Source organism: Mucilaginibacter aquatilis (genome assembly GCF_009755275.1).
GTDB lineage: Bacteria > Bacteroidota > Bacteroidia > Sphingobacteriales > Sphingobacteriaceae > Mucilaginibacter > Mucilaginibacter aquatilis.
The window spans coordinates 274,663-287,246 of record NZ_WQLA01000002.1 but is presented as its reverse complement, the minus strand read 5'-3'; the positions used below and the strand labels follow the sequence as shown (position 1 = coordinate 287,246).

The window sequence follows — 12,584 nt, the reverse complement described above, 5'->3', positions numbered from 1 at the left end:
AAGTTGCAGGTGCTACATAACCGTAACCCTCCTTTCATCAATCCTGAACTTAATGCCGCTTGTTGTTGTAATCATGCCCAGTACCTCCGATAGGTTAACCTGCCGGCTGATTCTCATATATAATTTTTTAGTGGGAAGTTTACTGTAATCTATTTCAAAGTTATACCACCTTGACAGTTTGTGTATTATTAAATCCAAAGAAGCGTCTTCAAATACAAATTCGCCGCCTTTCCAGGCGCTGTATAAATCAGCGTCAACATCGGCAACGGTAATGCCGGCCGCAGTGGCATGGCTTTGCTGACCGGGTTTTAAAACGGTAGTTGCTCCGGCACCTGTTACTTTTACGCTGCCTTCATTAAGCGTGGTTATGGTGCCTTCATCTTCGGCAAAATTGCTGACGTTAAATTTGGTACCCAAAACCTCAACCTCCTGCTTGCCTGTAGAAACAATAAACGGCTTTGACTTATTCTTGGCAACTTCAAAATACGCTTCGCCGCTAAGCACCACCTTGCGCTCATTACCGGTAAAACCAACCGGAAACTCCAGCCTCGATTCGGAATTTAGCAGCACTTCGGTGCCGTCGCTAAGGCGTACATGATATTGACCGCCGCGTGGGGTAATTAAAGTATTGGTTTTATTGAGCGCAACCGTATCATTACCATAGGCGGTATAGGTAATTGTACCATTGCTGGTTTTACTGATGGTTACACCGGCCGTTTTGTTAATTATACCGCTAGCTGTACCGTTTTGCAAATTAAGGGTATCATTACCTCCAATGGTAAGCATGGCAATATTTCCGCCAGGCATAATATCAGTTGAATGTTGTGCTGTTTTGGTTTTATTAAGCAACAACAAACCTGCTATACCGGCAACAAGTGCAACACTGGCCGCTGCGTACCATATAGTGCGCTTGCGAGGCTTAAGTTCAATAACAGGAGCTGTGTCAGTACCGGCAAAATGCATTACCCGTGAGCGTACATTTTTGAGTAAAGCAATATGTTGCAGGGCAGCGTCCTCTTTAATACTTTCACCAATAGCAGAACCAAGCAGATCCTTTAGCTCTTGTTCAGTACTTTTATCAATAAAATCAAAAAGTTGCTGAAGCTCGCTACGGGTTGCTTCGTTTTGTAAAAATCGCTGATAAACCTGCCCTATATTTTCCGCTTTACTCATAAATCACTTGCTAATACGCACAGAATCAAAAAACACACTATTCCATCGCAAGATTTTTTTAAAAAATTTTAAAACAATTTTGTTTTTATGTTTTAATTACCCACGATATAAGCAGGAACATCAGTGTTTTTGAGTTAAAGATGTATTCTTTGATAGTTTTTGTAGCCTGAACAAGCTGATTACTTACAGTTGATGCACTTATGCCCAACTCTAAAGCAGCTTCCTGGTAACTTTTGCCTTCAATACGGCAAAGTTTGAACACAGCAAGGCGCTGTGAAGGCAGTTTTTGAAGTGCCTGATCTAAAAGCTCGCGCCTTTTTTCAAAAATGCTGTCATCTTCTGCGGAATTGTAAAACTCTTCGAAGCGATTTATCATTTCCTCCTGTAAACGGGTATCACGAGATAGCTTGCGGTAGTAATCATACACCCCGTTTATGGCAATTGCATATAACCAGGGTTTAAAAGATTGATTGGAGTCTATTTTCTCCTTGTTACTCCAAACTTTTAAAAAAACGTCTTGCAAAAGCTCTTCAGCGGCACTGGTATCTTTCACCATACGCAATATTTTAGCCAGCAGCATTCCACTGTATTGATCATAAATCTGACCAAAAGCAGCAGTGTCTCCTTCCTTTAATAACCGTATAACTTGCTCATGCCCGGCTTCCAAACCAACGCCAATAATGAAGATTAAAACAGACTTTGTTAACTAACCTGCATGCAGATTAACATCCGCAGCTAATTAGCTAAGATATGTATTTTGCGTTAAAAATTAGAAACCTGTTAACAAGAGAGTGCCTTAACCATCAATTGTGCAATAAAGCGCCACTAATTGCAATACTATAATGTTAAAGTATTTGTGAAAGCAAAACCGCCAGCAAAGCGTTGCCGGCGGTTTTATTATAAATACTTATAAGGAGGCTGTACTTTATGCCTCAACAGCCGGAAGAATAAAAAAGAACCTGCTCCCTTCGCCTAAGGCACTTTCCAAACCTATTTTTCCCTGCTGCACTTCAATAAAATCTTTTGAAATGGCCAGCCCAAGCCCCGACCCCGACTTGTTTTGCCCATCGGTTGGAACCTGAAAGTAGCGGTCAAACAATCGCTTTTGAAATTGCTCATCAATACCTTTACCAAAATCCTTTACCGAAAACTCAACCCTGCCTGCATATTTCTTCAACTCAATAACAACCTTCGATTTTTCGGAACTATAGCGGAGTGCGTTAGAAAGGAAATTGACAAGTACCCATGCCGTCTTTTCAACATCAACCTGCACCTTAGGCATATCAGCATCGCTTTTTACTTCAATTTCAACCTGTTTTTGCCCGGCCTGAAACTTTACAGCATCAACTGCATAGTTTACAATTTGAATTGGCTTAGCCGGTACATAGTTCAGTTGTATATTTCCTGTTTCCACTTGTGAAAGCTCTAACAGCTCGCTGGTAATTTTAAGTAACCGTGCGCTGTCTTCGCCAATATGTTCCATTAATTGTTGCTGCTCGGTATTCAGCTTTCCAACGCGCTCATCATTCAACAGCTTAAGGCTCATTTTTATTGATGATATTGGTGTTTTAAGCTCATGTGATATGGTAGCAATAAAGTTGGTTTTAGCTAGGTCGCGTTCTTTAAACTCTGTGATGTTTTCGAGTATGTAAACTTTACCGGCAGGTTTACTGGCAACTGCTAATGCTTCTGATGATTGCAGATTCATGTTCGGCACACTAATCTCTCTTGTTTCAAGCCTGAAGTGCGACTCCTTGCCGTCAACTACAATCTTAAACGTCTTCCCGTCTGCATGCTGCTCTACAATGCTCTTTAGCAAATCATTGCCCTTACTTAAATCATCAATATTCTCTCCTTCGGGCTGTTTACTGCCTAAGTTTAAGATGTCTTTGGCAGATGAATTAAGAAATAGTACTTCCCGTTTTTCGTCAATACCTATTATGGCATCGGTCATTTGTTCAATAATGGCTTCTATGCGCCTTTTGTCAGATAGTACATTGGCCAAATTGCTGTTTTCCCATTCTTTAAGCCGCGTTGCCATGCTGTTGAAGGCACTGGCAACTTCTGCAAACTCATCGTTTTGAGGCAAATCAAGTCGGGCGCTGTAATTTTGTCTGCTTATTTCAGCAATACCTTCCTGCAGCTTTCTCAATGGCTCAGATATAAACGTAGGGAAGTTAACGCTGAAACTAAATAGCACTAAAAAGGTAAAAGTACCTGCCAAACCCAACAACAGCGAAGTCTTTTTAACGGAAGCCTGTGCAGCATCGTTTTTCTTCACAATAGCCTGCATATTCACATCCTCAATTTCAAGCAAAACCGAGCGTACCTGCATTAAAGCATCAACATAGTTTTGAGCTGGCTTACCAGGTGTTCCTAGTATTACAAAAGCCTGCGTTAACTTTTTTACTGCATGCTTTTCGCCTGGTTCGGTAATATTGGCTTCTTCTTTTGTAAGATGAGTTTTAAATGCATCAATTTCTTTTTGTTGCAGAGGAAATACGTTTGCATCCAAAATCTTCCGCATTTCACGTACATACCTAAGGCTTTCATAATTATCTTTTAGTATTACGCGTGAGCTTTTAGCTATCTCGTTAATATAAAACAAAGACAGCGCTCCAAAAAACAGTACAACGGCAAATAGGAAGCCGAAGCCTATGCGGAGTTTGGTTTTTATTTTCATGACAGTATCACTAAGTCAGTTTCTGTAGTAGCAATTTTGGTAAGCAGCTGATTAAATATAGCGGTGCGCAATATAACCTGAAACAGGTTGAGGTGCGGCTTTCCAATGCAAATGGTTGTAATTTCGCGCTCTTCTGTTATCTTCATAATAGTTTGAGCTATGTTATCGCTTTTAATTTTCAGCAATTCGGCTCCCAACTCGGTGGCCAACTTAAAATTATTGATGAGATGCCGCTGCTTATCAAGCTTTATTTTATCCATGCTTTCATTGCTGCTTTGCACATATAGCACCAACCAGGGTGAGCGGTAGTAAGAAGCCAGCCGTGCTGTTTTACGAATTACAACCTTAGCCGTTTCATGGTTAGATGATATACAGGCCAAAAACCTTTCGGGCCGCAATTTAATTTGCTTAGGTATTTCAATATCAATCTTCCGTTCAAGATGATGGGCAACCTCTTTTAGCGCCAGCTCGCGCAGCTGCAGTATCTTTTCATTTCTGAAAAAGTTTTCAAGTGCCCGCTCAACCTTTGCCTTATCATAGATTTTCCCTGCCTTTAAACGTTCAATCAATTCATCGGCGGTAAGGTCAATGTTTACAATTTCATCGGCCATTTCCAAAACCTTATCAGGAATACGTTCGGTAATGGCTATACCGGTAATATTTTCAACCTCTTCGTTAAGGCTTTCTAAGTGCTGAATGTTTACCGCTGTAATAACACTTATACCGGCATCGAGTATATCAGTTACATCCTGCCAGCGCTTTCCGTTTTTGCTTCCTTCAATATTAGTGTGCGCTAGTTCATCCACAATAACCACTTCGGGGTGCCGGTTTAAGATGCTTTGCAAGTCCATTTCTTCCAGCTCTTTTCCTTTATAAAATGTGGTGCGGCGGGGTATTAAAGGTATCCCATTTAAAAGGGCATGCGTTTCGGCCCGCATATGTGTTTCAATGTAACCTATTTGTATATCTATACCATTTTTTAAAAGGGCGTGCGCTTCCTGCAGCATTCGGTAAGTTTTACCTACACCAGCACTCATACCAATATAAATTTTGAGCTTGCCACGCCTCGAGCGTTTTACAAGCTCAATAAAATCTTTAACTGAGCTGTCTTTGGTTTCTTCTCTCTGGCTCATAATTGGTTTTAGTTAAAGCTTTTTAAACTGAAAAAACGGGCAGCATTACTGCCCGTTTACAAAAACTAACTAATTTAAAAAGATATGGCAAAACTTGTGGTAACAAGCGGACTATGATTGGTTAAGGTATTTTGCCTGGCAAATATATCGTCCTTGCTGTCATAAACTTTACCCTCCAAACGTATTAATGCATTACTAAAGGGCGCGTAGTCTACGTTTAGTGAGTACCCCTTTGTTTGAAAACCGTTTGTTGTCCCGGTGGCTATAATGGCTCCGTTTTTATCTTTATAGTATTCAAACCTTCCGGCTACCGCCCACTTTTCAGCTAGTTGGTAACGTGCTATAACAACCGGCGATATTATATGGCTTTCCTCATTGCTGTCTTTAGCTTTTTGCTGGGTACCGTAATCAAAGCCGGCTGTAAGCCCAAGCTTTCGCGTAAGCTGAAAAATTCCGTAAAAGTTGTGGTAAAAACGGCGCACACGTACAGAGTCGGCCCCCTCGGTGCCCAAGTAGTTACTGTAGTTTAGTGTAACTTTATCAGTTGGTTTATAATAAACCTGCAAACCACCTGCTGGCTTGCTGTTTCCATCAACCCGGTTAATGCGCTGCCACCCGTTTAAATACAGGCCTGTAAGGGTAAGCTTTCCGTTGTTTGTTGTGTAGGTAAGCTTTGCACCGGTTTCATAATAAGGTGTGTTTTCTGAAGATATATTGCGCGTTAGTACCCAGCAGTCTTTTGATATGGCGCTTTCAAAACCAATGTGCGATGCAAATACACCGGCATCAAGCCAAAGGTTTGAAGTTTTTGATAGCTTTAAACCTGCGTTAGCTTCAAATACATTTTTTAATACACCTTGTTCGGCAGCCAGGTTGGCATTGGCATAGGTACCTGCCATTAATGCCAAATTAGCCCTGATGTTACCGTTATCGTAATTAGCTTTTATGAAGCCCAGGTTGAGGTTCACTTCATTATGCCTATTGTGTGAGTACACAAACCCAGGCCGTGTGTTATTTACCGGCCTGTTAAAGTCAAACCCATAGTAAAGTTCGGCATAACCACTGATGGTAAGATCAGATGACTTTTTTATAGAATCTTGTGCGTAAGTGGCTGTGCTGCCGAAAATGGCAGCAGCCAGTAAAAGTTTTTTCATTGAGGTGTTGAGACTATAGATATACGTGGGTTATGTTAGCACACGTTTGAATTGTGAAGTGATAAGGTTTGAGGTGTGAGCCTATCTTTTAAGCTCGTTAAGCGCTACGTTAAGCTTAAGTACGTTAACTTTAGCAGGACCAAATACCGGTTTTTCGGTATGATCTTGCACCAGCTTAGTTACGCTGGCTACACTTAAACCACGCACCTGAGCAACGCGTTGTATTTGAATGGCTGCTCCCTGAGCAGATATGTCAGGATCAAGACCACTGCCTGATGCTGTTACCATATCGGCAGGTATATCGGCCTTTTTTATGTAAGGATGATGTTTTAATAAGGTATCAACCCGGTCACTCACTTGCTTTAAATAATCGGCGTTGGTTGCTCCTTTGTTTGAGCCTGCCGAGCCTGCTGCGTTGTAGTCAACGGCAGAAGGGCGCCCCCAAAAATATTGTGGTTTATCAAATTTTTGCCCGATTGCGGCATAGCCAACAACTTTACCGTTAACCATAATGGTTTGTCCGTTACCAGCACCGTTTGAGAATTTGCCTATGAAGGCGACAATTACAGGATATAAAACGCATAGCAATGCTGTAAGTGCTACGGTTAAGCGTATAGATTGTATGATGTACTTTTTCATGACTTTAGATTTTATAAAAACAGGGCTATAACAACATCAATAAGCTTAATACCTATAAAAGGTGCTATAACGCCTCCTAAACCATAAATTAAAAGGTTCCGGCGAAGCAGTGCACTTGCACCAATAGGCTTGTACTCAACGCCCTTTAAGGCTAAGGGAATAAGCACCGGAATAATAATGGCATTGAAAATAACGGCCGACAAAATGGCGCTCTCCGGACTATGCAGGCCCATAATGTTAAGGCTTTGCAAAGCAGGTATTGAGGCAATAAACAAAGCCGGAACTATAGCAAAATACTTGGCTACGTCATTGGCAATAGAGAAGGTAGTAAGCGTTCCTCTTGTTATCAAAAGCTGCTTGCCAATTTCAACAATCTCAATAAGCTTGGTAGGATCGTTATCAAGGTCAACCATGTTGCCTGCTTCTTTAGCAGCCTGTGTTCCGCTGTTCATGGCTACACCAACATCGGCCTGGGCTAAGGCTGGGGCATCATTGGTACCATCGCCCATCATAGCTACCAGTTTGCCGCTGGCCTGCTCATGTTTAATATAATTCATTTTGTCTTCGGGCTTTGCCTCAGCAATAAAATCATCAACACCGGCTTTTTCGGCAATAAATTTGGCTGTTAATGGGTTGTCGCCTGTAACCATTACTGTTTTAACACCCATTTTACGCAGGCGCTCAAAACGCTCGGCAATACCTGGCTTAATAATATCCTGTAGCTCAATTACGCCCATTATCTCCTCATTTTGAGTTACAACCAATGGTGTACCCCCGTTTGATGATATAGCTTCAACGCGCTCTTTAACTGCGTTTTGCATAATGTGGCCTGCATTTAAAGCCAGTTTTCGCATGGCATCATAAGCACCTTTGCGTATGCGTAAACCATCGGGCGTATCAATGCCGCTTGAGCGGGTTTCGGCAGTAAACTTGATGAATGCTGAGCCTTCAGGTACGGCCGGAAGTTTAACATGGGTTGCAGCCAGTTCAACAATTGATTTTCCTTCGGGTGTTTCATCGGCCAATGATGATAAAACGGCTGTTTTAACCAAATCATCAGGACTTACGCCCGGTGCTGGCCAAAACTGCGTGGCTTTACGGTTACCGATAGTAATAGTACCGGTTTTGTCAAGCAGCAGCGTATCAATATCACCGGCGGTTTCAACGGCCTTACCTGATTTGGTAATTACATTGGCACGCAAGGCCCTATCCATACCTGCTATACCAATGGCCGATAGTAAACCGCCAATGGTGGTTGGTATTAAACATACAAACAGCGATATAAGGGCGGCAATAGTTATGGGCGTGTTGGCGTAACCGGCAAAGGGTTTCAGCGTAACACATACAATTATAAAGATGAGCGTAAAACTTGCCAGCAGAATGGTAAGGGCAATTTCATTAGGGGTTTTCTGACGTGATGCCCCCTCAACTAAGGCAATCATTTTGTCTAAAAAACTTTCGCCGGGCTGCGTGGTAACTACTACTTTAATACGGTCTGACAAAACTTTGGTACCACCGGTTACTGATGACTTATCACCACCGGCTTCACGTATAACAGGAGCAGACTCGCCAGTGATTGCCGATTCATCAATAGTAGCCAAACCTTCCGTAATTTCTCCGTCAGTTGGTATGGTATCACCAGGTTCGCAAACAAACACATCACCCTTTTTTAATTCATTGGATGATTTGGTTACCACGGTACCGTTATCAAGTACCACCTTAGCCGGAGTGTCTTCACGGGTTTTACGCAAACTATCGGCTTGTGCTTTACCTCTTGCCTCGGCAATGGCTTCGGCAAAGTTGGCAAACAGCACGGTAAGCAGCAGTATAAGAAAAATGATAAAGTTATAGCCCCAGTTGCCTTGCCCGCTGTACATAAAGCTGTAAACGGTTACGTATAGCATTATGGCGGTGCCAACCTCAACGGTAAACATTACCGGGTTACGCAACATAATGCGGGGGTTTAGCTTTATAAATGACTCGCGCAGCGCGGTCTTTACTAAAGCTGGTTCAAATAGTTTATTCGATTGATTTTTCATGATCTGAGAGCTCCTTTTCATTCATTACCCACGGGTAAGCATGTTTATGAAGCGTATTATTTTATTTAATAATTACCTTAAAATTTTCAGTATAGCTGAGGTAAAAAGGTGCGCTTAGCGCATACTAAAATATTCGGCCAACGGACCAAGAGCCAATGCCGGGAAATAGGAAAGGGCATTGAGTACCAGTATAACCGCTAAAGTCATCATACCAAAAGTTACGGTATCAGTACGTAACGTACCTGCCGACTCGGGTATGTATTTCTTTTTGGCAAGCATACCAGCAATGGCAACCGGACCAATAATTGGCAAAAAGCGGCCGAGTATGAGCACGAAGCCGGTGCTAACGTTCCAAAATACGTTGTTATCGCCCAGCCCTTCAAAGCCCGAACCGTTATTTGCGTTGGCAGATGTAAACTCATAAAGCATCTCCGAAAAACCGTGGAAACCAGGGTTATTTAACCAATTTGATGGTTTAACAGCCCAATCGGCATTGCCATAGGTGCTGAATACAAATGCGGCAATTGCAGTGCCTGCCATTATCAGCAATGGACTTATAAGTGTTACCAATGCGGCTATTTTAACCTCGCGGGCTTCAACTTTGTGCCCCAAAAACTCCGGTGTGCGGCCAACCATTAAGCCAGATATGAATACGGCTATAATGAGGTAAATAAAGTAATTTAGTATACCAACACCACAACCACCAAAAAAGCCGTTTATCATCATACCCAGCAATTGCCATACACCGGTAAGCGGCATAGCACTGTCATGCATGCTGTTTACAGATCCGGTTGAAACAATGGTGGTTAAGGTGCTCCAGTAACCTGTGGCCATAGGACCAATGCGTACCTCTTTACCTTCCATAGCACCGGTGGCTTGAGTAACACCCATTTTGGCAATGTTAGGGTTACCACCCAACTCACTGCTAATGGTTGGAATCATAAGCATAAACATGCCTATAGTCATTACGCCAAATATCACCCAGCCAAGTTTTTTACGGCGAATAAAGTAACCAAACGCTATAATCATAGCCATAGGAATGATCATTTGCGAGATGATCTCGGTCATATTGGTTACATACGTCGGGTTTTCGAGCGGGTGAGCAGAGTTGGCACCAAACCAGCCACCACCATTTGTACCCAGGTGTTTAATGGCAATCATTTCTGCTGCCGGGCCGCGTGAAACGTTCACGGTGTCGCCTTGTAGCGATATGAACTGATCTTTACCCGCATAGCTTGATGGTGTGCCGTTGAAAGCAAGTATAACAGCAACCACTATAGATAGAGGCAGCAATAAACGGGTAAGTGCTTTAACAAAAAACTCCCAAAAGTTACCTATGTTATCAACCGTTTTGTCGCGAAAGGCTTTAAATAAGCCTACAGCCGCTGCAATACCGGTTGCCGCACTGGTAAACATTAAAAACATCATTATAATATGCTGGGTAAGGTATGTTACTCCACTCTCGCCCGAGTAGTGTTGCAAGTCGCAGTTTACAACAAAACTTATAATGGTGTTAAAAGCCAAATCGGGCGTCATACCTGGGTTGCCATCTGGGTTTAGCGGCAGTTTGTCCTGATATATTAATACGAAAAAACCATAAACAAGCCAAAGCAGGTTAATGGTTAGCATGGCTTTTAAAAACTGTTTCCAGTCCATAGGCTCATTAGCCCGTATGCCCGCTATTTTGAAGAGCCCGTTTTCTACCGGCTTCATAAAATCGGTCCATACACGTTCGCCGGCAAACATTTTAGCCAGGTACTTACCCAGCGGTACGGCAATGAGCAGGGTAATCAAGAAAGAGGCAACTACGCCTGATATTTCTGAGTTCATGAGGTGTTAGTTAAAATTTTTCGGGTTTTAGCAGCACGTAAATCATGTATATGAATACGGCTATGGAGATGATGAATAAGGCTATCATAATTTTAGATTTTTTCGAACCAGTCAACAGATTTAAAGAACAGCCACATGCAAAGCAGTATGGCCAGGATGAGTAGTGCAGTGATCATTTTTATTACTTTTTTGAAAACGATATTGCCAAACTCAGTGCCCGCACACACTACAATTTGCTAATAACCTCTAGTACAGTATTTTAATTTAGTTACAAAGTTTTGGGCATAAAAAAACCCTTCCAAAATGGAAGGGTCGTTTTTCAAAACTGAAAGGTATAATGGTTTTAACGGCCTTGGTTAAGCCATACATATGATAACTACCTGCGCGGAATAAGGTATGCAACAAGCAATACCCCAGCTATCAAAATTAATAGTGTGAGTGATATGGCCAGCACGTAAGAAGGTTTAAATGTTGCTGTTAACAATTGCTTTTCGGTTATGCGATATCGTATGTAAGCGTAAATGGCCATCAAAACACCAATAGCTACTAAAAATATCCCAATTTCTGCCGAATACCCACGGGAGGGTGTTACCGCAGCAGGATTATTAATTACAATAGATATCTGCTTTAAAAACAAAGCAAACTTAACAACAACAAACCCGAAGCCCATTAATGCTATACTAGTTCTTATCCAAGCTAAAAATGTACGTTCGTTAGCTAAATGGTCAGCCGGGTTACTATAGCCTTTCCTCTCGTTGTTAAGTTCATTCATTACTTCAATGCTATTTAAATTAATCACAAAACAGCATGGCTAAAAGTTTCCTGTAGTTTAACTTTATGTTGTAGGAATACTAATCTATGGCTTGCCCCTCTTTAACTTCATCACTGGCATGAAGCAAAATTTTGTCTCCCGCTTTAATATTGCCAAATACTTCGGTATGGTCATCTCCAATCACACCCTCCTTAACGTCGGCAAATACGGCTTTACCTTCTTTAATTTTAATAACGTACTCGCGTTCGGTTGAACGAACTATGGCACTATTTGGGACAGTTAAAGATTTTGCACCTAGCACAAGCGGTATTTTAACTTCCCCGTACATGCCCGGTTTTAAACGCTGGTCGGCGTTGGGAACGTCAACTTCAATAGCTTCCGAACGCTGGTTGCCCAAAGCATTGGCCGAACGGCTGATGAAGGCCTTATTGTCTTTACCGGGGAGGGCGTTAAAAACAAAAGATACTTTTTGTTTAAGATCTACCTTATCTACATAGGCTTCGGGTATCATTACCTCCAACCTTAGCTTACGGGTATCCTGTAACACCAGCATAGGCTGATCAGTTGACTTGCCCGGCCCTACCAGGGCGCCTGATGATACGTTACGCTGTACAATCATGCCATCAAACGGTGCGCGTATGTTAAGGTATGATTGTATATCACGCATGGATGCCGCATTTGACCGCTCAGACAATACAACAGCCTCATCAGCCTTCATTTTTGAAAGTGCGTTATCCAAATCCAACGGTGATACAGCTCCTTCTTCTTTAGCAGCTTCTTTTAAACGGCGATATTTTTCGCGGCTTGCATTGGCTGATTCCTGCGCCTGCAAAAAACGGGCATTGGCCGATTGCACTTGCGACAGCATTTCGGGGGCTTCAAGTACAGCCAGTAGTTGCCCTTTTTTCACTAAAGAGCCGCGATCGACGTTCATTTGCTTAACAAAGCTGTTTATTTTGGCAAATATATTTACCTCGTTAAAGGGCTTTAACTGCCCCGGTAAGCGTACATAACTCGATAGCGCCTTTTCAGAAACTGTACCGATTTCAAATTTATCGGCAGCGGTCTTTTTCTCGGTCATATCTACCGGTTTATCAGCGTGCGAACAGCTGCTTAAAACAATGGCTGACAACAATACTGCGAATATTTTAGATCTCATTT

General features: G+C 42.2%; 10 protein-coding genes. All 10 read right to left on the bottom strand.

Going from position 1 to position 12,584, the window contains the following annotated elements; translation table 11 throughout:
* Positions 1 to 12 precede the first annotated feature (12 nt).
* The 10 genes from GO816_RS05765 to GO816_RS05715 all read right to left on the bottom strand — a co-directional run bounded on the left by GO816_RS05765 (position 13) and on the right by GO816_RS05715 (position 12,582).
* Positions 13 to 1,173 (bottom strand): FecR family protein, encoded by a 1,161-nt coding sequence (locus GO816_RS05765; protein ID WP_157540402.1) that lies wholly within the window; start codon positions 1,171 to 1,173, stop codon positions 13 to 15.
* Positions 1,174 to 1,258: 85 nt separating this feature from the next.
* Positions 1,259 to 1,840 (bottom strand): RNA polymerase sigma factor, encoded by a 582-nt coding sequence (locus GO816_RS05760; RefSeq protein ID WP_232336501.1) that lies wholly within the window; start codon positions 1,838 to 1,840, stop codon positions 1,259 to 1,261.
* 258 nt (positions 1,841 to 2,098) lie between these two features.
* Complete coding sequence (locus GO816_RS05755; protein WP_157540401.1) at positions 2,099 to 3,856, bottom strand: ATP-binding protein; 1,758 nt, start codon at positions 3,854 to 3,856, stop codon at positions 2,099 to 2,101.
* On the bottom strand, positions 3,853 to 4,989 hold the full coding sequence (locus GO816_RS05750) for a sensor protein KdpD (RefSeq protein ID WP_157540400.1): 1,137 nt from the start codon (positions 4,987 to 4,989) through the stop codon (positions 3,853 to 3,855). The genes GO816_RS05755 and GO816_RS05750 overlap by 4 nt, the downstream gene beginning before the upstream one ends.
* 74 nt (positions 4,990 to 5,063) lie before the next feature.
* Complete coding sequence (locus GO816_RS05745; protein ID WP_157540399.1) at positions 5,064 to 6,143, bottom strand: porin; 1,080 nt, start codon at positions 6,141 to 6,143, stop codon at positions 5,064 to 5,066.
* Positions 6,144 to 6,224: 81 nt separating this feature from the next.
* Positions 6,225 to 6,782, bottom strand: coding sequence for a potassium-transporting ATPase subunit KdpC (gene kdpC / locus GO816_RS05740; protein ID WP_157540398.1), 558 nt, complete (start codon positions 6,780 to 6,782; stop codon positions 6,225 to 6,227).
* An 11-nt stretch (positions 6,783 to 6,793) separates the two neighbouring features.
* The gene (kdpB, locus tag GO816_RS05735; RefSeq protein ID WP_198171431.1) at positions 6,794 to 8,821 is read right to left on the bottom strand and encodes a potassium-transporting ATPase subunit KdpB; all 2,028 of its coding nucleotides are present in this window, start codon (positions 8,819 to 8,821) and stop codon (positions 6,794 to 6,796) included.
* A gap of 114 nt (positions 8,822 to 8,935) precedes the next feature.
* Complete coding sequence (gene kdpA / locus GO816_RS05730; protein ID WP_157540396.1) at positions 8,936 to 10,651, bottom strand: potassium-transporting ATPase subunit KdpA; 1,716 nt, start codon at positions 10,649 to 10,651, stop codon at positions 8,936 to 8,938.
* 376 nt (positions 10,652 to 11,027) lie between these two features.
* Positions 11,028 to 11,423 (bottom strand): YidH family protein, encoded by a 396-nt coding sequence (locus GO816_RS05720; protein ID WP_157540395.1) that lies wholly within the window; start codon positions 11,421 to 11,423, stop codon positions 11,028 to 11,030.
* 79 nt (positions 11,424 to 11,502) lie between these two features.
* Positions 11,503 to 12,582 carry an efflux RND transporter periplasmic adaptor subunit gene (locus tag GO816_RS05715; protein ID WP_157540394.1) on the bottom strand — a complete coding sequence of 360 codons (1,080 nt, stop codon included), beginning with the start codon at positions 12,580 to 12,582 and terminating at the stop codon, positions 11,503 to 11,505.
* Positions 12,583 to 12,584 lie beyond the last annotated feature (2 nt).

Coding starts and splice junctions, on each gene's coding strand:
- GO816_RS05765 (WP_157540402.1), bottom strand. CDS start 1,173: ATGAGTAAAGCGGAAAATATAGGGCAGGTTTATCAGCGATTTTTACAA.
- GO816_RS05755 (WP_157540401.1), bottom strand. CDS start 3,856: ATGAAAATAAAAACCAAACTCCGCATAGGCTTCGGCTTCCTATTTGCC.
- GO816_RS05750 (WP_157540400.1), bottom strand. CDS start 4,989: ATGAGCCAGAGAGAAGAAACCAAAGACAGCTCAGTTAAAGATTTTATT.
- GO816_RS05745 (WP_157540399.1), bottom strand. CDS start 6,143: ATGAAAAAACTTTTACTGGCTGCTGCCATTTTCGGCAGCACAGCCACT.
- kdpC (WP_157540398.1), bottom strand. CDS start 6,782: ATGAAAAAGTACATCATACAATCTATACGCTTAACCGTAGCACTTACA.
- kdpB (WP_198171431.1), bottom strand. CDS start 8,821: ATGAAAAATCAATCGAATAAACTATTTGAACCAGCTTTAGTAAAGACC.
- kdpA (WP_157540396.1), bottom strand. CDS start 10,651: ATGAACTCAGAAATATCAGGCGTAGTTGCCTCTTTCTTGATTACCCTG.
- GO816_RS05720 (WP_157540395.1), bottom strand. CDS start 11,423: ATGAATGAACTTAACAACGAGAGGAAAGGCTATAGTAACCCGGCTGAC.
- GO816_RS05715 (WP_157540394.1), bottom strand. CDS start 12,582: ATGAGATCTAAAATATTCGCAGTATTGTTGTCAGCCATTGTTTTAAGC.